This window comes from Polaromonas sp. Polasp52, from assembly GCF_059491565.1.
Genome location: NZ_CP168513.1, coordinates 696115 through 716738, shown reverse-complemented (window position 1 = coordinate 716738; position 20624 = coordinate 696115). Strand labels below are relative to the sequence as shown.

At 64.9% G+C, this 20624-nt stretch carries 19 protein-coding genes; 12 read left to right on the top strand and 7 right to left on the bottom strand.

All coding sequences use genetic code 11. The features are described 5' to 3' along the window. Nucleotides 1-60: 60 nt before the first annotated feature. Nucleotides 61-1056: a glucokinase gene (gene glk / locus ACEN9P_RS03525; protein ID WP_495621099.1), complete on the top strand. Its 996-nt coding sequence runs from the start codon at nucleotides 61-63 to the stop codon at nucleotides 1054-1056. Nucleotides 1057-1450: 394 nt separating this feature from the next. Here the strand turns inward: glk and argF are convergent, their stop codons facing one another. Both argF and ACEN9P_RS03515 read right to left on the bottom strand, forming a co-directional pair. Beyond that, nucleotides 1451-2383: an ornithine carbamoyltransferase gene (argF, locus tag ACEN9P_RS03520; protein WP_495622133.1), complete on the bottom strand. Its 933-nt coding sequence runs from the start codon at nucleotides 2381-2383 to the stop codon at nucleotides 1451-1453. Between the two features lie 8 nt (nucleotides 2384-2391). Next, complete coding sequence (locus ACEN9P_RS03515; protein WP_495621098.1) at nucleotides 2392-3609, bottom strand: aspartate aminotransferase family protein; 1218 nt, start codon at nucleotides 3607-3609, stop codon at nucleotides 2392-2394. Between the two features lie 284 nt (nucleotides 3610-3893). On the opposite strand from ACEN9P_RS03515, the gene ACEN9P_RS03510 reads away from it, so the two are divergent. Then, nucleotides 3894-4214, top strand: a complete 321-nt coding sequence (locus tag ACEN9P_RS03510; protein WP_477661885.1) for a DUF3579 domain-containing protein — start codon at nucleotides 3894-3896, stop codon at nucleotides 4212-4214. A gap of 130 nt (nucleotides 4215-4344) precedes the next feature. Here ACEN9P_RS03510 and rpsT read toward each other — a convergent pair whose 3' ends face one another. After that, nucleotides 4345-4656 carry a 30S ribosomal protein S20 gene (rpsT, locus tag ACEN9P_RS03505; protein WP_007864125.1) on the bottom strand — a complete coding sequence of 104 codons (312 nt, stop codon included), beginning with the start codon at nucleotides 4654-4656 and terminating at the stop codon, nucleotides 4345-4347. A gap of 242 nt (nucleotides 4657-4898) precedes the next feature. Here rpsT and murJ point away from each other — a divergent pair, with 242 nt between their 5' ends. Then, complete coding sequence (gene murJ / locus ACEN9P_RS03500) at nucleotides 4899-6458, top strand: murein biosynthesis integral membrane protein MurJ (RefSeq protein WP_495621097.1); 1560 nt, start codon at nucleotides 4899-4901, stop codon at nucleotides 6456-6458. Between the two features lie 75 nt (nucleotides 6459-6533). Next, a complete protein-coding gene (locus tag ACEN9P_RS03495; protein WP_477661883.1) occupies nucleotides 6534-7388 on the top strand; it encodes a SirB1 family protein in 855 nt (284 codons plus the stop codon). An 8-nt stretch (nucleotides 7389-7396) separates the two neighbouring features. Here ACEN9P_RS03495 and ACEN9P_RS03490 read toward each other — a convergent pair whose 3' ends face one another. Continuing rightward, the gene (locus ACEN9P_RS03490; protein ID WP_477701085.1) at nucleotides 7397-8320 is read right to left on the bottom strand and encodes a LysR family transcriptional regulator; all 924 of its coding nucleotides are present in this window, start codon (nucleotides 8318-8320) and stop codon (nucleotides 7397-7399) included. Between the two features lie 118 nt (nucleotides 8321-8438). On the opposite strand from ACEN9P_RS03490, the gene metE reads away from it, so the two are divergent. Next, nucleotides 8439-10775: a 5-methyltetrahydropteroyltriglutamate--homocysteine S-methyltransferase gene (gene metE, locus ACEN9P_RS03485; RefSeq protein ID WP_495621096.1), complete on the top strand. Its 2337-nt coding sequence runs from the start codon at nucleotides 8439-8441 to the stop codon at nucleotides 10773-10775. A 21-nt stretch (nucleotides 10776-10796) separates the two neighbouring features. On the opposite strand, the gene ACEN9P_RS03480 is transcribed toward metE, so the two are convergent. Beyond that, complete coding sequence (locus ACEN9P_RS03480) at nucleotides 10797-11777, bottom strand: ParA family protein (protein WP_495621095.1); 981 nt, start codon at nucleotides 11775-11777, stop codon at nucleotides 10797-10799. A gap of 87 nt (nucleotides 11778-11864) precedes the next feature. Beyond that, the gene (locus ACEN9P_RS03475) at nucleotides 11865-12791 is read right to left on the bottom strand and encodes a LysR family transcriptional regulator (protein WP_495621094.1); all 927 of its coding nucleotides are present in this window, start codon (nucleotides 12789-12791) and stop codon (nucleotides 11865-11867) included. 178 nt (nucleotides 12792-12969) lie between these two features. Between ACEN9P_RS03475 and ACEN9P_RS03470 the strand changes: the two genes are divergently transcribed. Together ACEN9P_RS03470 and ACEN9P_RS03465 are read left to right on the top strand one after the other, a co-directional pair. Further along, a complete protein-coding gene (locus ACEN9P_RS03470) occupies nucleotides 12970-13428 on the top strand; it encodes a hypothetical protein (RefSeq protein ID WP_477661878.1) in 459 nt (152 codons plus the stop codon). Continuing rightward, nucleotides 13425-14294, top strand: a complete 870-nt coding sequence (locus ACEN9P_RS03465) for an EamA family transporter (protein ID WP_495621093.1) — start codon at nucleotides 13425-13427, stop codon at nucleotides 14292-14294. The genes ACEN9P_RS03470 and ACEN9P_RS03465 overlap by 4 nt, the downstream gene beginning before the upstream one ends. Nucleotides 14295-14303: 9 nt before the next feature. Here ACEN9P_RS03465 and purM read toward each other — a convergent pair whose 3' ends face one another. Continuing rightward, nucleotides 14304-15344 carry a phosphoribosylformylglycinamidine cyclo-ligase gene (gene purM / locus ACEN9P_RS03460; protein ID WP_495621092.1) on the bottom strand — a complete coding sequence of 347 codons (1041 nt, stop codon included), beginning with the start codon at nucleotides 15342-15344 and terminating at the stop codon, nucleotides 14304-14306. Nucleotides 15345-15533: 189 nt separating this feature from the next. Between purM and ACEN9P_RS03455 the strand changes: the two genes are divergently transcribed. The 5 genes from ACEN9P_RS03455 to folK are packed head-to-tail and all read left to right on the top strand — an operon-like array spanning nucleotide 15534 to nucleotide 20129. After that, the gene (locus tag ACEN9P_RS03455) at nucleotides 15534-16613 is read left to right on the top strand and encodes an AI-2E family transporter (protein WP_495621091.1); all 1080 of its coding nucleotides are present in this window, start codon (nucleotides 15534-15536) and stop codon (nucleotides 16611-16613) included. Between the two features lie 13 nt (nucleotides 16614-16626). After that, nucleotides 16627-17313, top strand: coding sequence for a DnaA regulatory inactivator Hda (gene hda, locus ACEN9P_RS03450; protein ID WP_477661874.1), 687 nt, complete (start codon nucleotides 16627-16629; stop codon nucleotides 17311-17313). Further along, nucleotides 17310-17987, top strand: coding sequence for a histidinol-phosphatase (locus ACEN9P_RS03445; RefSeq protein WP_495621090.1), 678 nt, complete (start codon nucleotides 17310-17312; stop codon nucleotides 17985-17987). The genes hda and ACEN9P_RS03445 overlap by 4 nt, the downstream gene beginning before the upstream one ends. A 6-nt stretch (nucleotides 17988-17993) precedes the next feature. Next, nucleotides 17994-19625: a polynucleotide adenylyltransferase PcnB gene (gene pcnB, locus ACEN9P_RS03440; RefSeq protein ID WP_477661872.1), complete on the top strand. Its 1632-nt coding sequence runs from the start codon at nucleotides 17994-17996 to the stop codon at nucleotides 19623-19625. A 3-nt stretch (nucleotides 19626-19628) separates the two neighbouring features. Continuing rightward, nucleotides 19629-20129: a 2-amino-4-hydroxy-6-hydroxymethyldihydropteridine diphosphokinase gene (folK, locus tag ACEN9P_RS03435; RefSeq protein WP_495621089.1), complete on the top strand. Its 501-nt coding sequence runs from the start codon at nucleotides 19629-19631 to the stop codon at nucleotides 20127-20129. Nucleotides 20130-20624 lie beyond the last annotated feature (495 nt).

Sequence of the window (20624 nt, the reverse complement as noted above, 5' to 3'; positions counted from 1 at the left end):
CGTGAGCCGGTCGCCGGGTGGCATTCTCCGGCTCCGGCCGCGATCAACTCCGAGGAATTGATGGCTGCAGTTCCCACCAGTCCTCACGGCAATGCACGGCTTTTGGCCGACATTGGCGGGACCAACGCACGTTTCGCGTGGCAGAACGGTGCCGGGGAGCCCATCAATCGCCTTGTGATCTTGCCCTGTGCCGGATACCCGGAACTTGCGGATGCGATTCGGCATTACCTGTCGATCCTGGGACGTAACGCGCCCGCGAATTGCGCAATCGCCATCGCCAATCCCGTGTTTGGCGACCAGGTACAGATGACCAACCATCACTGGGCTTTTTCCATTCGCGCGTTAAAAGTGCAGTTCGGTTTCACGACCTTGCGTGTGCTGAATGACTTCACCGCCCTGGCACTGGCCTTGCCGGCCCTCGGTCCCGCGGAACTGCGTCAGGTGCTGGGTGGGCAAGCGGCTCCTCTCGCCGCAAAGGCTTTGATCGGCCCCGGTACCGGCTTGGGTGTGTCCGGATTGTTGCCTGACGGCCGCGGTGGATGGGTAGCGATCGAGGGCGAGGGCGGCCACGTCACTCTGGCGGCCTGCACGGCGCGAGAGCAGCAGCTGCTTCAGTGGTTCGCCTCCCGGTATGGCCACCCTTCGGCCGAGCGCGCTGTGTGCGGCCAGGGGCTGGCCGATCTTCACCGCGCTGTGCAGGAGATCGACGGGGCGAAGGTTGTTGCCGAATTCGGTGCCGCGGGTGTGGTGGCGGCGGCCATGGAGCACGGCGATTCGCAGGCGCTTGAGGCGCTCGAACTTTTCTGCGCGTTTCTCGGAACGGTTGCCGGCAATCTGGCGCTTACGCTGGGTGCGCGTGGCGGGGTATACATAGGCGGCGGCATTGTTCCGCGTCTGGGTGAGGTGTTCAATCGCTCCGCATTCAGGCAGCGCTTCGAGGCGAAAGGCCGTTTCGCGCGACAGCTGTCGGAAATACCTGTTTATGTGATTCAGGCAGGGCAGTCACCGGCGCTTCTTGGCGCTGCGGCGGCGCTGGAAATTGACCGTCCGCAGTGATCCATGCTTTCTGGAAAGGCTGCTGGCTATGCCGGTTCGACCTTCTCGCCCTGATGAGCAAGTTGCCCAGGGTCTTAGCTAAGCTGCCCGAGCAAAAGGAACTCCATGAGCGCCTTCTGCGCGTGCATCCTGTTTTGGCTTCGGCACGCGGCCTGTGGCCGCTTCACGTGCGCTTTGCGCACATGAGCCTGCGCCGAAACAGCATGCCGGCGCTGCGCGCCTTCAGCTCGCGTGTTACGCGAGCTGCCCGAGCAGAAGGAACTCCATGAGTGCCTTCTGCGCGTGCATCCTGTTTTGGCTTCGGCACGCGGCCTGTGGCCGCTTCACGTGCGCTTTGCGCACATGAGCCTGCGCCGAAACAGCATGCCGGCGCTGCGCGCCTTCAGCTCGCGTGTTACGCGAGCTGCCCGAGCAGAAGGAACTCCATGAGCGCCTTCTGCGCGTGCATCCTGTTTTCCGCCTCGTCCCAGACGACCGACTGCGGGCCGTCTATGACTTCGGCTTCGACTTCCTCGCCGCGGTGGGCGGGCAGGCAGTGCATGAAGAGTGCATCGGGCTTGGCGGCGCGCATCATCTCGGTGTCCACGCACCAGTCGGCAAAAGCCTTTTTGCGTGCTTCGTTTTCGGCTTCGTAGCCCATGCTGGTCCAGACGTCGGTGGTGACCAAGTCGGCGCCGGCGCAGGCCTGCATCGGGTCCTTGAAGACCTTGTAGCTTTCGGCCGAGCGTATGCCGGCGATGGACTGGTCCACCTCGTAGCCGCCCGGCGTGCTGACGTGCACCTTGAAGCCCAGGATTTCACTGGCCTGCAGCCAGGTGTTGGCCATGTTGTTGCCGTCACCCACCCAGGCCACCGTCTTGCCCTTGATGGAGCCGCGGTGCTCGATGTAGGTGAAGATGTCGGCCAGGATCTGGCAGGGATGGAATTCGTTGGTCAGGCCGTTGATGACGGGCACGCGCGAATGCTCGGCGAAGCGGTCTATCTTGGTCTGCTCGAAGGTGCGGATCATCACCAGGTCGACCATGCGGCTGATGACCTTGGCGCTGTCCTCGATGGGTTCGGCCCGGCCCAGCTGGCTGTCGCCGGTGGTCAGGTGCACCACGCTGCCGCCCAGCTGGTACATGCCGGCCTCGAAGCTCACGCGGGTGCGGGTCGAGGCTTTCTCGAAAATCATGGCCAGCGTGCGGTCGACCAGCGGCTGGTGTTTTTCGTAGGTCTTGAACTTCTTCTTGATGATGGCGGCGCGCTCGAACAGGTAGGTGTATTCCGCCGCATTCAGGTCGCTGAACTGCAGGTAATGCCGCACGGGGGCGGGCTTGGAGGGGATCGCAGAGGTCACGCGTTTTTCTCTTTCAACAGCTGCTTGATCAGCGGAACCAGGATGGCCACCGCCTCGTCGGCCTCGGCCGTGGTCATGATGAGCGAGGGCACCATGCGGATCACGGTGTCGGCGGTCACGCTCAGCAGCAGGCCGTTTTCGGCGGCGCGGCCCAGCAGTTCACCGCAGGGCACGGCCAGCTCAATGCCCAGCATCAGGCCGCGGCCGCGGATTTCCTTCACGCCTTTTTCGCCAGCCAATTCGCGCGCCAGTACCGCGCGCAGGTGCTCACCCACCTTCACGGCATTGGCCAGCAGGCCTTCTTCTTCCATGATGCGCAGGGTTTCCACACCGGCCCGCATGGCCAGCGGGTTGCCGCCGAAGGTGCTGCCGTGGTTGCCGGGGCTGAAGATGTGGGCGGCCTTGGGGCCGGTGACGACGGCGCCAACCGGCACGCCCGAGCCCAGGCCCTTGGCCAGCGGCATCACGTCGGGCTTGATACCGGCCCACTGGTGGGCAAACCACTTGCCGGTGCGGCCCATGCCGCACTGCACTTCGTCGATCATCAGCAGCCAGTCGCGTTCGTCGCAGAGCGCCCGCACCTCGCGCAGGTACTCGTCCTTCATGCTGTTGATGCCGCCTTCGCCCTGGATGGCCTCAAAGAACACGGCGACCACATTGGGGTTGTTGGCGGTGGCGGCTTTGAGCGCGTCCATATTGTTGAGCGGCACGCGGATAAAACCCTCGACCAGCGGGCCGAAGCCGGCCTGCACCTTGGGGTTGCCGGTGGCGCTCAGGGTGGCGATGCTGCGGCCGTGGAAGGCTTTTTCATAAACCACGATTTCCGGGCGTTCAATGCCTTTGTCGTGGCCGAACTTGCGCGCCAGCTTGAGCGCGGCCTCGTTGGCTTCCAGGCCGGTGGAGCAGAAAAACACGTTTTCCAGGCCCGACAGCTCCACCAGCTTGGCCGCCAGGGCTTCCTGCAGCGGCACATGGTAGTAGTTGGAGGTGTGGATCAGCTTGGCGATCTGCTCCTGCAGGGCCGGCACCAGCTTGGGGTGGTTGTGGCCCAGGGTGTTGACGGCGATGCCGCCCAGCGCATCGAGGTAGGCCTTGCCGTTGACGTCCCAGACGCGGCAGCCCTGGCCGTGGTCCAGCGCGATGGGCAGGCGGCCGTAGGTGTTCATCACGTGGGGGGAGGCGGCTTCGATGTGCTTGGGCAGGGCTGCGGTCATGGAAAACTCCGGAACAAGGGCTGTGACAGTGCGGAAAATTCGAGGCCCGCAGCAGTTGATGCGGGCCTGGGCTGATTTTAGGCGCAGACTTTGCGGCCTTTTGTGACGTTCCTGCATCACTGCGATGCAAGCGCCCGGGCGCCGCCCACTATCGTTGCCATTGAAAATTTGTCTTCCAGGTCTTATATAAGAGTCAGAGTTACGCTAGAATTGTTGTGCGCTGCAGCATGGGCCGAAATCCCATCCTTTTCCCATGCCGGGCAGCGCAAAAAACCCTCCACCCGATGGTCTCCAACACCGCCAAAGAAGTCTTTATCCAGGGTATTACCCGCGACGGCAAAACCTTCCGGCCCAGCGACTGGGCCGACAGGCTGTGCGGTGTGATGAGCCATTTCCGCCCGGGCGGCCCCCAGCCCGGCAGCCACCTGACCTACTCCCCCTGGTGTGTGCCCACGGTCATCAACGGCGTGAAGTGTGTGGTCGTCAACGCGGAGCTGCGCGAGGCCGAGCCCATGGCCTGGGATTTCGCCATCAATTTCGCGAAAGACAACGACTTGCAGATGGCCGAAGCCTGTTTACTCCCCGACCAGCCGCCCAAGGGCTGACTGAGGTTTTTGAAGCGCCAACAAAAAAGCCGTCTTTCGACGGCTTTTTTGCTTTGCTGCAGCGCACCCTACAAAACGGCGGACGGTATTTTCGTTAAGAAGATGCCGTCCGGGCGATTTGCCTAATTGCTTAGGCGGCCTTTGCGGGGGCCAGTGCCAGGGCTTTCACCTTGGCGGACAGGCGGCTCTTGTCGCGCGCTGCCTTGTTCTTGTGGAAGATGCCCTTGTCGGCAACCGTGTCCACAATGCTCTGGGCCTTGGCGAACAGGTCCTTGGCTTTGTCTTTGTCACCGGCTGCAACGGCTTTTTCGACGTTTTTCACAGCGGTGCGGTATTTGGAGCGCAGCGAGGTGTTCGCGGCGTTGAGTTTGACGTCCTGGCGGACGCGTTTGCGGCCCGACGCAAGGCGCGGGTTCTTTTTCTTGGGTTTGGCGGTAGCCATATATGTATTCCTTTAATCCTGGGGAGGAGTCTGTGGATGTTGCAGCAAACCTAGCATTATATACCCCCACGGTCGCTCACTGCGAGCCTGCGGCGGCTCCCTGCCCCTTGCACTGAGGAAGGGGCCGCCCGCCTGCGGCCCGGCAAAGCCGGTTCCGCGGCCCCTGCTGGTGTGAAGAAGAGCCCCAAATACGGCCGTATGAAACACCGGTCGCGCGCCGTCGTGACAGCTAAACTCGCTCGGTGTCACTTTTTAAAGCCGCCTCCACCGTTTCCCTGCTGACCCTGGCCTCGCGCGTCACGGGCCTGGTCCGGGACCTGCTGATGGCCTCGGTGTTTGGCGTCAGCGCCATGACCGACGCCTTTAACGTCGCCTTTCGCATCCCCAACCTGTTCCGGCGGGTGCTCGGCGAGGGCGCTTTCAGCCAGGCTTTTGTGCCGGTGCTGGCGGCCTGCAAGGCGGAGCAGGGGGAAGAGGGCGCCAAACAGCTGATTGACCATGTCGCGACCCTGCTGACCTGGACGCTGGTCCTGCTGTGTGTGGCGGGCGTGCTGGCCGCGCCGCTGATGGTCTGGGCCATGGCCAGCGGCCTGAAACCGCAGGGCTACAACGCCGCCGTGGTGATGACCCGCTGGATGTTCCCTTACATCGGCTTTATGTCGTTGGTCGCGCTGGCCGGCGGCATCCTCAACACCTGGCGCCGCTTTGCCGTGCCCGCCGCCTCGCCCGTGCTGCTGAATCTGGCGCTGATAGGCTCCATCACCCTGGGGGCTCCCTGGTTTGCCAGGCACGGCATCGAGCCGATCTATGCCCAATGCGTGGGGGTGATGGTGGGCGGCATTTTGCAACTGGGCCTGCAACTGCCGGCGCTGCGGCGCCTGGGCTTGCTGCCGCGCATAGGCGCCAGCTTCGCGGCCCTGCGCCAGTCCTGGAACGACCCGGGCACACGCAAGGTGCTGTCCCTGATGCTGCCGGCCCTGCTGGGTGTCAGCGTGGCGCAGATATCGCTGCTCATCAACACCCAGATCGCCTCGCACCTGGCCACCGGCAGCGTGAGCTGGATCACCTATGCCGACCGCCTGATGGAGTTTCCCACCGCCATGCTGGGCGTCGCCCTGGGCGTGGTGCTGATGCCGCAACTGGCCGCGGCGCGCGGCAGCCAGGACGAAGAGCGCTATTCCTCCATGCTCGACTGGGGCCTGCGCCTGGTGGTGCTGCTGTCGGTTCCCTGTGCCGTGGCCCTGCTGGTGTTCTCGCAGCCGCTGGTCGCGGTGCTGTACCACTATGGCGCGTTCAGCGACCTCGACGTCCAGCGCACAACAGCCGCCTTGACCAGCTATGGCGTGGGGCTGATGGGCATCGTGGCCGTCAAGGTGCTGGCCCCGGGCTTTTATGCCCGGCACGACATGCGCACACCCATGCGTATCGCCGTCTGCGTGCTGGTGTTCACCCAGGTACTGAATTATTTCCTGGTGCCCTTGCTGCAGCATGCGGCCCTGACCCTGTCGATCGCCATTGGCGCCCTGGTCAACGCCCTGTGGCTGTTGCTGGGGCTTTTGAAGCGCGGAAGTTACAAACCGATGCCGGGCTGGGGCAAGTTCGCGCTGCAGGTGGGCGGCGCCAGCGCCTTGCTCGCGGCCTTTTTGCTGTGGGCCGCCGGGGCGGTGAGCTGGGTCGCGCTGAAAAGCCATTCCCTAGAGCGCATCGGCTGGCTGGCGCTGGTGTTGCTGGCCTCGGCGCTGCTGTATTTCACGGCGTTGTGGGTGTCCGGCCTCAAGGTGACAAAGCTGCTGAGACATTGACGGGCGGCATGCTCCAGGCCCCGAGCGGCATTTTCCGCATGCCTTTTTGCGCCGGTTTATGAGAAAGTAGGGGCCATGCAATTAAATCTGGCTGTACCGTCACCATTGCAATATTTCTCCAGCCTAGTGGAAAGCGACGAGCATTTCCCCCTTCTGGAAGCCGCCATCAGCCTGGCGCAGGACGAATACCCCGACCTGGACGTGCAGCAGGTATTGGGCGACGTCGACCAGCTGCTGGCCCGGCTCAAGCGCCGCCTGCCGGCCGACGCGCCGGCGCTGCAGCGGCTGCGCGCGCTGAACCAGTTCTTTTTCCACGACCTGAACTTCGGCGGCAACGTCAACGACTACTACGACCCCGACAATAGCTACCTGAATGCGGTGTTGCGCACGCGCCGCGGTATTCCCATCACGCTGGCCGTGCTCTGGCTGGAATTGGCCCTGGGCCTGGGCCTCAATGCGCGCGGCGTGGCCTTTCCGGGGCACTTCATGGTCAAGGTCAACCTGCCCAAGGGCCAGGTGGTGATAGACCCGTTCAGCGGCCAGTCGCTGAGCCGCGAAGAGCTGTCCGAGCGGCTGGAGCCTTTCCGCCAGCACGGCGGCAGCCCGGGCGATGAGTTCGAGGTGCCCATGGGCCTGTACCTGCAGTCGGCGCCGCCGCGCGAGATCATCAGCCGCATGCTGCGCAATCTCAAGGAAATCCACAAGACCCAGGAAGACTGGCAGCGCCTGATCCCGGTGCAGGATCGGCTCATCGTGCTGCAGCCCGAAGCCTGGACCGAATACCGCGACCGCGGCCTGGCCTGGGCCGCCCATGGCGAGCCGGACCGCGCAATGGCCGACCTGGAAATCTACCTGGCCAACGCCGAGGACGCGCTCGACATCGACGCCATGGCCGAGCGCCTGGCCCAGCTGCGCCAGGGCCGGCACTGAGCTTTGCCTTAAAGCAGCTCGATCTCGCTGAGCGTGAGAAAGCAGCTCTCGCGCGTGATCGCCACAAAGTCGGCCAGCCAGGGCCGGCCTGAGGTGGCTTCTGTGCACGCCACATAAAGCCGCCCGGTCAAGCCCTTCTTGCCTATGGGCCTGGCGCTCACATAACCGCGGTCCAGGTAGCTTTGCACCGCCCACTTGGGCAGCGCGGCGACTCCGCGGCCGCTGGCCACCAGCTGCAGCATGGCAATCGTCAGTTCGGTGGTGCGGCGCGCGGGCTTGACGCCGGCCGGCTCCAGCACCTGGCGCACCACGTCCAGCATTTCGTCGGGCACCGGGTAGGTGATCAGGGTTTCGCCCGCGAAATCCTTGGCCGTGAGGTGCGTCTTGGCCGCCAGCGCATGGTGGTTGGCCAGCAGTGCCACGATTTCAAAGCGGAACAGCGGGTGGAAGTCCACGGTTTCATCGGCGTCGGCCTCCGACACGATGGCGATGTCGGCGCGGTCCTGCAGCACCAGCGCGATCGGGTCGGGATGAAAGCCCGAGACGATGTCCAGTTCCACCTCGGGCCAGCGCGTGCGGAAGGCGTCCATGGCCGGCATCAGCCAGTCAAAACAGGTGTGGCATTCAACCGCGATGCGCAACTGGCCGGAGCGCCCCGTCGCCAGGCGCGCCACGTCGCGTTCGGCCTCCTCGACCTGCGGCAGCACCGCATCGGCCAGCGCCAGCAGGCGCAGGCCCGTGGTGCTGAACTGCGGCGGCACGGATTTGCGCTCGAACAGCGGCGCGGCATAGCGGTCTTCAAGCAGTTTGACCTGGTGCGACAGTGCCGACTGCGTCAGATTGAGCAGCTGCGCCGCACGTACCAGGCTGCCACTGTCGCGCAGGGCCGTCAGTGTGCGCAGGTGGCGCAGTTCAAGAATCGATGGCGTCATACTGAATTGTGTGAATCAATAATTTTCATGTTGAAAGACAATATCTTTCGTTTGAATAATAGTTGAATCTGGCCGACCATGGCGTTCTTTGTTGATTCGCAAACGGGAGATAGCCTGCATGGTCCATACACACACCCTGGGTTTTCCGCGCATGGGCGCGCACCGGGAACTGAAATTCGCGCTTGAAAAACACTGGCGCGGCGAGATAGACCTGGCCGCGCTGCAAGCCGCCGGCGCCGAGCTGCGCGAGCGCCATTGGGCGGTGCAAAAAGAAGCGGGCCTGGATTTTGTGACGGTGGGTGACTTCGCTTTTTATGATCACGTGGCCAACCACATCCAGATGCTGGGCTGCGAGCCGGCGCGCTTTGGGTTCACAGGGCAGGAGCCCGCGCTCGGCCGTTACTTCGCGATGGCGCGCGGTGTGAATGCCGAAGCCGGCCACAGCCACAGCGCGGACTGCGGCTGCGCTGAAGGCGGCGCCGGCGGCGGCAGCTTCGCGCTGGAGATGACCAAGTGGTTTGATACCAATTACCACTACCTGGTGCCGGAGTTCAGTCCGAACACCGAGTTCAGCCTGGCCTGCGAACGCCTGTTTGACGAAGTCGCGCAGGCCCAGGAGGCCGGCCATGCCGTCAAGGTGGTGCTGCTGGGGCCACTGAGTTTCCTCTGGCTGGGCAAGGAAAAGACGCCGGGTTTCGACCGCTTCAGCTTGCTGGGCAAGCTGCTGCCGGTGTACGAAAAAATCCTGGCCCGCCTCAAGGCCCAGGGCGTGGAATGGGTGCAGATGGACGAACCCATCCTGGGCCTGGACTTGCCGCCCGCCTGGAGCCAGGCTTATGAATCCAGTTACTGGCGGCTGGCGCGCGGCGGCCCCAAGCTATTGCTCGCTACTTATTTTTCACCCTTGCAGGAGAACCTGCGCATGGCCTGCCAACTGCCGGTGGCGGGCCTGCATGTGGATGCGGTGCGTGCACCCGAAGAGCTCGTCGGTGTGGCCGACTGGCTGCCCAGCCACAAGGTGCTGTCGGTGGGCATCGTCGACGGCCGCAACATCTGGCGCACCGACCCTGATGCCGCCCTGGCAAGGCTGCGGCCGGTGGCCGAAAAGCACCGGGGCGAGCTCTGGCTGGCGCCTTCGTGTTCGCTGCTGCACGTGCCTTACAGCCTGCAGGCCGAGGACACGCTGGATGCCGAACTCAAGTCCTGGCTGGCCTTCGCGGTGGAAAAACTGCTTGAGCTGCGCATGCTCAAAGCCGCGCTGGAAGGCCGCGAAAAATCCGTGGAAGCTGAGCTGGCCGCCGCCCGCCTGGCCGCCCAGGCGCGCCGCAACAGCCCGCGCGTGCACCGCGCCACCGTGGCGGCGCGGCTGGCCCGGGCCGCGGCGGGCGCCGATCAGCGGCTTTCGCCCTTCAGCCGGCGCCAGCAGGTGCAGCGCCAGCGTTTTGCGCTGCCCTTGTTTCCGACCACCTCGATAGGCTCGTTCCCGCAAACCGCCGAGATACGCGCCGCGCGCGCGGCCTTCAAGCGCGGCGAGATCGGCAAATCGCAGTACGCCGAAAAAATGCAGGCCGAGATCCGCCTCGCCGTGCGCAAGCAGGAAGAACTGGGCCTGGATGTGCTGGTGCACGGCGAGGCCGAGCGCAACGACATGGTCGAGCATTTCGGCGAGCAGCTCGACGGTTTTGCCTTTACGGCAAACGGCTGGGTACAGTCCTACGGCTCGCGCTGCGTGAAGCCGCCGGTGATTTACGGCGATGTGGCGCGCCCCGCGGCGATGACGGTGGCCTGGACGGTGTATGCGCAAAGCCTCACCAAGCGGCCCATGAAAGGCATGCTGACCGGCCCCATCACCATCCTGCAATGGTCTTTTGTGCGCGACGACCAGCCGCGCAGCCTGACCGCCGGGCAGATCGCCTGGGCGATACGCGACGAGGTGGCGGACCTGGAGGGCGCGGGCATAGGCATCATCCAGATCGACGAGCCGGCGATACGCGAAGGCCTGCCGCTGCGCCGCGCCGGCTGGAAGCCCTACCTGGAATGGGCCACGCGCGCCTTCCGCATCAGCGCCAGCGGCGTGGCCGATGAAACCCAGATCCACACCCATATGTGCTATTCGGAGTTCAACGACATCCTGCCGGAAATCGCGGCCATGGACGCCGACGTGATCACGATTGAAACCAGCCGCTCCGACATGGAGCTGCTGCGCGGCTTCGGCGACTTCAAGTACCCCAACGAGATAGGCCCGGGCGTCTACGACATCCATTCGCCGCGCGTGCCCACGGTGGACGAGATGGTACGGCTGCTGCGTAAAGCGGCCGCGGTGATCCCGGCGGAAAACCTCTGGATCAACCCCGACTGCGGCCTTAAAACCCGTGGCTGGCCCGAGACCGAGGCGGCGCTGGGCAATATGGTGCGGGCAGCGCGCGAAGTCCGCGAAGAACTCGCCGCAGCCTGACGGCGGGGCCGGCGCGGCGCCTCAGGTGGCGCGTTTGAGGAACTGCGGGATCTGCAGGCCGTCGGGCGAATTCATGTTGCGCGACATGGCCGGTGTGCCGGCGGCCTGGACGGGCCGGACCACGGCGCGGGCTGTGCTCTGGGCGGACATCCGGGCGCCGTGCAGCAGCGATTCCTGCGCCGGCATCAGGCTGCCGGGCAGGGAACTGCCCAGGCGCGGCGCCGCCGCCGCGTTTTGCGCGGGCGCCGGATTGAGCGGCCTGGCGCCCAGTGTCGCGGCGACCGAAGGCCGGGGCGCAATCACCCGGGCCGGGGCCTTGGCCACTGTCCTGGCCTGCGCGTGCTCGGGGGCGTCGTTGGCCGCCTGCGGCGGGTACAGCGTGGGCCTGAGCCAGTTCAGTATGGGCTGCCACTGCGCGAGGTCCGGCGCGGCGGCGCTGGCCGGCAAGTCGAACATCGTCATGCCGCGCTCCAGGCTGCGCACATAGAGCTGGGTTTCGCGCAGCGCGCCCAGGAAAGGCATGCCCAGGCCTTCCGACCATTCCTCCAGGACCTTTGCCGCGCTGGTGCGCCCGTCAATGCGCATGCCCACGGTGGCGAGGCGGCAGCGGCCGCTGGCCACACGCGGCAGGGCCATCAGGTCGGCATGGCATTGCGCGGCCGACTCGCGGTCGAACATGGAATTGCACACCGGCATGATGATGGCGTCGGCAAACATCACGACGCGAGCGAGTTCAAAGCCGTGCATGCCGCCCGGCGTGTCCAGCACCACGTGCGTGATGCCCGTGGGCACGCGCAGCATGTTTTTCTGGTCCACAGCCCAGGGAGCAATGGCGGGGAGGTCGGCGCCGCGGCGCTTGAGCCAGCTGCGTGCCGACTGCTGGCGGTCCACGTCGCCCAGCATGACAGAGCTGCCATTGCGCGCGCACCAGGCGGCGATGTGCGCGGCCAGTGTGCTTTTGCCACTGCCTCCCTTGCGGTTGACGACTGCGATGACCGGCATGTGTGCTCCAAAGACGGACCAGTAGAACAGTTTGATACAGAAATAACAAAAAGTCCAGCGCAAGCCAGTCGGCATCGGTCCCCGCAGCTAGTGTTTTTGTAGCGCGGCCACCGGGCCGTCCTGTGCCTGCCTGAACCATCCCTTGAGCCAGCGGCAGAACACCCGGGCGGTTTCCGGGGCCATGCTGCGCGGGTTGATATAGGCCGAATAGCTGGCGTCGCCGCGCACCACCACGGGGGATGCCCGCAGCAGGTGGCCGCGGCGCAGCGGCTCGGCCACCAGCAGTTCGGGCACCACCAGGTGGCCCATGCCGCCCGTCGCCGCGGCGATCGCCAGGAAGTAGTGGTCGAAGCTGGCACTGACATGGATGCCGGCCGCCTGAACGCCCAGTTGCGCTGACCAGGCGGCCAGCACATCGGGCCGCGACTGCGCCGCGAGAAACTGCCATTGGCTGACGGGCTGGTCTGCGAACTCGCGGCAACGCGCCGGGGAAGCCACGCACACGATGTTTTCGGCAGCCAGCAGCCAGTGCTCGGCGCCGGCGATGGCCAGGTCGCGCGTGATCAGCACGTCGTAGCTGTCGCCAGGATCCGGCGGGGAAAGCGAGGTCACCAGGTCCACCGCCACCGGAGCCGCGGGCTGGAAGCCGGGCAGGGCAGGAATCAGCGTGGTCATCGCAAAAGTGGGCAGCGAGGTGCGCACGATGAGGCGAGCGCCGGCCTGGCTTTGCGCCAGCTGGCGGGTGGCCAGTTCTATGGTCGACAGGGCTTCCTGCACCGTGTCGAAGTACAGGCGCCCGGCATCGGTCAGGCGCACCGAAGTGCCGCTGCGCGTGAACAGGGGCTGTCCGAAGTAGCGCTCCAGTGTGGCGACATGGCGGCTGACGCCGCCCTGGCTCATGCCCAGCACGCGGCCGGCGCGGCTGAAATTGAGCTGGCGCGCGGCTTCCACAAACACCCGCACCGCGTTGAGCGGCAGTGTCTGGAGGATTGATTCATCTGTTTTACTCATCATTGGAGGCCGCTTTTCTCATGGTTTTGAGTGCAATACAGAAGAAATTCAAGGATTATGGCGATTGACCCGTTCATTGCTTGATCATATTTACTCATTATTCACTGTCAAAGGTTTTCCCTCCATGCCTCTTGTTTTGCACAGCTGCCCCGGCGGTACCCTGCTTTTGCCTGATGCCCTTTTGTGCGACCGCCGTGACGGCGGCCACCTGGTGGTCAATCCGCCGCGGCCGGTCTGGGAGCGCAGCGAACTGGCGCCGCTGGAACTGGCCCATTGGTCCTGCCTGGTGGCCGCCACCGGCCGCGCCATGCTGGACGTGCTGCCCGCCCTGCGTGAGGGCTGCCTCAATTACTGGGAGGCGGGAAACTGGGCGCTCAACGACCAGGCCCCGCCCGCCGGGCCCAAGAACGTGCAGGCGAACCGCCGGGTGCACCTGCATGTGCTGGGGCGCAACCGGCAGGCGGCGCATCCCGACTGGCGCTGGGGCGAGTCACCCAAATTCCCGCGCTGGGAAGACATGGCGGCCTGGGCATCGGGGTTCGCGCCGCTCAGCGCGCAGGAATGCGAGGCCGTGGCGGCGCGCGTCAAAACCTTGCTGGACAGCCGTTTTCGCTTGCCCGGAATTGGCACGCCGGCATGAGCGCCCAGACGCTGGCGCTGGTGCTCGCGGGGGCGGTGTGCCACGCGCTCTGGAATATCGTGGCCAAGCGCGCGGCCGGCGGCCTGCTCTTTATCTGGCTGTTCGGTTGCGTCAGCATGGCGGCCGCTGCGCCGGTGGCCTTGCTCGCCTGGCACCAACACCCCCAGGCCTTCAATGGCTGGATGTGGCTGGCGGCATTGGCCAGCGCGCTGCTGCACCTGGTGTATTCGCTGGTGCTGCAAAAAGGCTACCGCGTGGCCGATTTCGCCGTGGTCTATCCCATGGCCAGGGGCACCGGGCCACTGCTCGCGGTGCTGGGAGCCGTGGCCTTGCTCGGCGAGCTGCCCAGTGTGCTGGGCTGGCTGGGTGTGGCCCTGGTGCTGGCGGGCGTTTTCATGACATCCGGTGGTGCCGCGGGCATTGCCGGCAGCGGGGATGCGCGGCGGCGGCGCGGAGTGCTCTGGGGCGGGCTGACCGGCCTTTGCATTGCCGGCTACACCGTGGTCGACGGCTGGGCGGTGAAGTCCCTGGGCATGGCGCCGGTGCTGTTTTACGCCGCGGGCCTGGGTTTTCGCACGGTGCTGCTTGCACCCTGGGTGATCCCGCGGCGCGCCTTGCTGTCCGCGCAATGGCGGCAGCACCGCACGGCCATCATGCTGATAGGCCTGCTGTCGCCGCTGGCCTACTGCCTGGTGTTGTTCGCCGTGCAGTCCGCACCGCTCAGCTACGTGGCCCCGGTGCGCGAGATGTCCATGCTGATAGGCACGCTGGTGGGCGCCCGGCTGCTCAAGGAATCCCTCAAGCCTTCGCAGGTGCTGGGTGCGGCGCTGATGCTGCTGGGCGTGGCGGGGCTGGCGCTGGCTTGATCTGCCTGCTTAGTTGACCGTGACGGCGGCGCCGTCGCCCTTGGCGGCGATCACGCCGATCTCATACACCTGCTCGCCCGCCTCGCGCAGGGTCTTGGCCGTGGCCTGGGCATTGGCGGCGTCCACCACCACCACCATGCCGATGCCGTTGTTGAAGGTGCGGTTCATCTCGAAGTCGTCAATGCCCGCGGTTTTTTGCAGCCAGGCGAACAGCTCGGTCCGCGGCCAGCTGCCCTTTTTGAGGTGGGCGGCCGTGCCTTCGGGCAGCACGCGGGGAATGTTCTCCAGCAGGCCGCCGCCGGTGATGTGGGCCAGCGCCTTGATCGGGTGGGCGGCCAGGGCGGCCAGCACGTTCTTGACGTAAAGGCGGGTGGGCTCCATCAGGGCCTGCCTGAAGGGCTTGCCGTCCAAGGTGGCGGGCGTATTGCCGGCCGCGCGTTCAATGCATTTGCGCACCAGGCTGAAACCGTTGGAGTGAACGCCGCTGCTGGCCAGGCCCAGCACCACGTCGCCGGGTTTGACGTCCTTGCCGGTCAGGATTTTCGATTTTTCGACCGCACCGACGGCAAAACCGGCCAGGTCGTATTCGCCAGCGGGGTACATGCCGGGCATTTCGGCGGTTTCGCCGCCTATCAATGCGCAGCCGCTGAGCTCGCAGCCCTTGGCGATGCCGCCGACCACGCTTGCCGCCGTGTCGACGTCGAGCTTGCCGCAGGCGAAGTAGTCAAGGAAAAACAGCGGCTCGGCACCCTGCACCAGCACGTCGTTGACGCTCATGGCCACCAGGTCTATGCCCACGGTGTCGTGCATATTCCATTCAAAGGCCAGCTTGAGCTTGGTGCCCACGCCGTCGGTGCCGCTGACCAGCACGGGCTCCTTGTAGCGCTTGGGCACTTCGAACAGCGCGCCGAAGCCGCCTATGCCGGCCAGCACGCCTTCGCGCATGGTTTTTTTGGCCAGGGGCTTGATGCGCTCGACCAGCGCGTCGCCCGCGTCGATGTCAACGCCCGCGTCTTTGTAGCTCAGGGGGGAAGAGGAGGAGGTGGTCATGGTGTCGGCTTTGCTACGGGTAAGGGCGGTAGGGCGGTATGGGGGCGAATGAGGGGCTGGAAGCCGGGTTTGTGGCGCTGGAGGGGCCTGCAAGCCCGATAGAATTCAGCCTGAGATTCTAAAGGCTACCCATCCGGCCGCTTTCAGGCCCCATCCGGCCTTGTTCCGGCAAGCTCAACCCAAGGCTTTATGCAATTCACCACCGCCCAAAAACGCGCCGCCGCCTGGTGCCTGATCGCTGCCCTGGTCGTCCTCGCGCTGTGGCTGCTGGGGCCGGTGCTCACGCCCTTTGTGGTGGCCGCCGTGCTGGCCTATGCGCTGACGCCCCTGGTCAACCGGCTGGACGACATGGGCAAGGGCCGGTTGCCGCGCGTGGTGGCGGTGGTGCTGGTCGAATTCCTTTTCATCGTGGTGCTGCTGAGCCTGTTTTTGCTGATCGTGCCCATCATGGCCAAGGAACTGCCGGTGCTGCGCGAGCAAGTGCCGCTGCTGGCGGACAGGCTCAACAGCAGCCTTTCCCCCTGGCTGGCGCAGTTCGGCATCCACGTGGCGCTGGACGTGGGCAGCATCAAGGCCTTTGTGCTCAAGTACCTCAATGCCAACTTCGAGGACCTGTTCGGTTCGCTGATGTCCTCGCTCAAGCTGGGCGGCAGCGTGGCGCTGGCCGTGGTCGGCAACGCCGTGCTGATCCCGGTGGCGCTGTTTTACCTGCTGATGGACTGGGACAAGTTTGTCGCCCGCGTGCTCGAACTGGTGCCGCCCCACCTGCGCGGCGGCTTCGACAGCTTTACCGAAGAGGCCGACGCCGTGCTGGGCCAGTACCTGCGCGGCCAGTTGCTGGTCATGCTGATCATGGCGGTGTTTTATGCCGTGGGCCTGGCCCTGTTCGGCCTGGACCTGGCCGTGCCTATCGGCGTCTTCACCGGCCTGGCGATGTTCATCCCCTACCTCGGCTTCGGCCTGGGCCTGTTGCTGGCCGTGCTGGCAGGCCTGCTGGAATTCGCCTCGCTCAAGGCGCTGGTCATGGTGGCCGTGGTGTATGGCGTGGGGCAGTTGCTGGAAAGCCTGTACCTTACGCCGCGCCTGGTGGGCGAGCGCATAGGCCTGCATCCGCTGGCGGTGATTTTTGCCCTGCTGGCTTTCGGCCAGATATTCGGCTTTGTTGGCGTGCTGGTGGCGTTGCCGGCCAGCGCCGTTCTGCTGGTGGGCATACGCCGCCTCAAGGCCAGCTATATGGGCAGCCGGCTTTACAAGGCCGGTCCGGGATAAACACATGGCGGGCATGAAACAGATTGCGCTGGACATCGGGCTGGCTTCGGCCCCTTCGTTCGCCAATTTTTTCGGCGGGCCGAACGAGGCCGCGCTCAAGCACTTGGAGCTGTGGGCCGGCAACACGCTGCGCTCGCCCGTGCCCACCTACCTCTGGGGTGAGGCCGCCAGCGGCAAGACCCATTTGCTCAAGGCCGTGCGCGAGGCACTGCGCGAGCAGGGCGCCTCCAGCGGCTGGATGGATGCCTCTCTGCTGGAGCCGCCCGAGTTCAATGAATCCTGGTCCGCCGTCATCCTTGACGAATGCCACCTCTACACCGCGGTGCAGCAGCAGGCGGCCTTCAACTGGTTTGTCAATGCGCTCAGCGCGTCCGACGGCCGGCCGCGCTGGGTGCTGGCCGCCGGCAACGTGCCGCCCGCTGACCTGGCGCTGCGCGAGGATTTGCGCACCCGCCTGGGCTGGGGCCATGTGTTCGCCCTGCAGGCCCTGACCGAACCCGAGCGGCGCGCCGTGCTGCGGCGCGAGGCCGACGCGCGCGGCGTGTTCCTGAGCGACGAAGCCATGGACTTCATGCTGACCCGCTTTTCGCGCGACCTCGGCAGCCTGATGCAGCTGCTGGACCAGCTCGACGGCTACGCCCTGCAAACCAAGCGCGCCATCACCATCCCCCTGATCAAGTCCATGCTGGAGAGTGAATGACGGGCCCGAAAAAGATTGCGCTGTTTGACCTGGATCACACGCTGATTCCTATCGATTCCGACTACGAGTGGGGCGAATTCACGATTGCGCTGGGCTGGTGCGACAGCACCGAGTTCAAGCGGCGCAATGCGGAATTCTTCGAGCACTACCGCGCCGGCACGCTGGACATCCACGACTACGTGCGTTTCGCCACCCAGGCGATCCGCGAGCAGGGCGCCGCCAATTCGGCCGCCGCCCATGCCCGCTTCATGCGGGAAGTTGTGCAAAAAGCCATCACCCCCCAGGCGCAGGCGCTGGTGGACAGGCACCGCGCAGCCGGCGATGAACTGGTCATCGTCACTGCCACCAATGAATTTGTGACGCGGCCGATTGCCGAGGCTTTCGGCGTCAAGGAACTGATCGCCGTGGAGCTGGAACGCGACGCCCAGGGCTGGCTGACCGGTGAAATCCTGGGCACGCCCTCGGCCCGTGAAGGCAAGGTCACCCGCGTGGAACAATGGCTGGCGGCCCGCAAGCTCGGCTGGGACGACGTGGAAACCACGTTTTACACCGATTCCCTGAACGACCTGGCCCTGATGGAGAAGGCGACCCACCCCGTCGCCACCAATCCCGACGCGCGCCTGCGGGCGCTCGCGGTGGAGCGCGGATGGCGCATACTTGAGCTGTTTATCTAGTTATCCATGATCAAAAAATTTATCGACAAGCTGTTCGGCAAATCGGACAGCGCGGAGCCCGGTGCCAAGCGGGTCAAAAAATCCCCCTTCGGCCAGCGCCAGGATGTAGGCGTCAAGGAACACGGCATCGACGTCAAGCTGGTGGACGACCGCGCCATGGACGTGGTGCGCACCCTCAAGGATGCCGGCTATGAGGCCTACATCGTCGGCGGCGCGGTGCGCGACCTGCTGGTGGGCCTGCGCCCCAAGGACTTCGACGTCGCCACCGACGCCACGCCCGAGCAGGTCAAGTCGCTGTTCCGCCGCGCTTTCATCATAGGCCGGCGCTTTCGCATCGTGCACGTCATCTACGGCCGCGGGCGCGAGCATGAAGTCATCGAGGTATCGACCTTCCGCGCCCACCTGGACAGCAGCCTGGCCGAACAGGTCGGCGGCAACGAGCGCACCAGCAAGAGCGAACTCGCCGGCATGAAGCACGCGGTCGATGCCTCCGGCCGGGTGCTGCGCGACAACGTCTGGGGCCCTATCGAGCAGGACGCCGCGCGCCGCGACTTCACCATCAACGCGATGTACTACGACCCTGAAACGCAGGTGGTGGTCGATTACCACAACGGCATCAAGGACGCCAAGAAGAAGATCATCCGCATGATAGGCAACCCGGCCGTGCGCTACCGCGAAGACCCGGTGCGCATCATCCGCGCCGTGCGTTTTGCGGCCAAGCTCAGCGCGCTGGGCTTCAAGTTTGAAGACAAGACCGTGGCCCCGCTGCGCGAGATGAAGGGCCTGCTGGCCGACGTGCCGCAGTCGCGCCTCTTCGACGAAATGCTCAAGCTGCTGCAGACCGGCCACGCGCTGGCCAGCATCGCGCAGCTCAAGTTCCTGGGCCTGGGCACCGGCATCTACCCGCTGCTCGACGTGGTGGTCGAAAACGCCGACGAACCCTTCCTGAAGCTCGCTTTGCAGGACACCGACCGCCGCGTCGGCGAAGGCAAGCCGGTGGCGCCCAGCTTCCTGCTGTCCTGCGTGCTGTGGTCCGACGTGCGCGAGGGCTGGGAGCAGCGCAAAAAGCGCGGCGAACACCTCATGCCCGCGCTGCAGGATGCGATCGACGATGCCTTCAACGCCAAGATCGGCGACGTCTCGGGCCGCGGCAAGCTGGGCACCGACATGCGCGAGATCTGGACCATGCAGCCGCGTTTTGAAAAGCGCACGGGCAGCGCCCCCTATTCGCTGCTGGACCAGCCGCGTTTCCGCGCCGGCTTCGACTTCCTGCGCCTGCGCGCGCAGACCGGCGAGATCGACATGGAGCTGGCCGAGTGGTGGGAAAAATTCAGCACCGCCTACGACGACGAACGCCACGCCATGATCGAGGAAGCGCGCCGCGAGCTGCAAAGCAAGCCGCAGGCGCCGCGGGTTCGCGTGAAACGCCCCGATGCCCCAGCCCCTCTCGCCCCGCGCAACCAGGAAGACCGCGATCCAGATGACCAAGGCGCGGATGATGAAGAGCGCATGGGCACAGACGCGCAGGGCGACATGCCTCCCGCCAAAAAGCGCCGCCGCCGCCGCAAGCCCCGCGCGGGCGGTGCCGGGGCCGCGGCCGCCGATGGTGGCGCCCCCGGCGGCGACGCACAGTCCTGAGCCATGGCGACCGTCAGCGCCTACATCGCGCTGGGCGCCAATCTGGGGGATGCGGCGGCCGCCTTGCGGCTGGCTGCCAAAGCGATTGCACAGTTGCCGCAGACCCAATTGGTGAAGGCCTCGAGCATCTACAAAACCGCGCCGCTCGTGTCAGGCGGCGATCAGCCTTCAGCGATTGACTCCGCCCCGCTCGGCGGCGACTACCTCAACGCGGTGGTGGAAGTTGAAACTGGCCTGAGCGCTCCCGCATTGCTGCAAAGCCTGCAACACATAGAGCAAGCTGCGGGCCGCGAAAGGCCGTACCCGAATGCACCACGCACACTGGATCTTGACTTGCTGCTGTACGGCAGCGCCCGCATTGACTCAGCCCGCCTCACGGTGCCGCACCCGCGCATGATGCAGCGGGCGTTTGTACTGGTGCCGCTTGCGGAAATCGCACCGGGCTTGGTCAGTCCAGAGCATCTGGAAGCAGTGGAGCATCAGCGCATTGAGCAATTGAATTGATCACACCTGATAGCGGAAAGCAAATACGCACCGCTTGTCGGATTTTCAAGGTGACGCCTGAACTCTATGGAATGCCAGGATAAGTGAGGCTAGTCCCAGCAGCCTCAACGCGCTTGACCTCATCTTTCCGTGCTCGGTTCTCAACATGTGGCAAAAGGTCTTTTACTTCTCATAAAGGATTGAGGACCGCCGCACGCGAGCTATCTCCTTCGTGCCCATGTCGTGTGGATGCCGCATTTGGCCGCTTCGGCCGTGCCAATGTATGAAGAAGCGAACCCATACAAATAAGCTTTCTCGGTTTGAAGGCTATAGTGCATGTACCGAATGCGCTCACGCACCTGATCAAGCAACGGGGGTGAGCTGCAATGCAGGTGCGGCGACTTTGCCAAGTTGAATATCCCTGTTCATTTATACAGAATATCGAGTTAAGCCTAGTGCTTTCAAACATTTTTTCAGCAAAACTCGGCGGTGTTATCTGACTGTAGGCCATGTTAT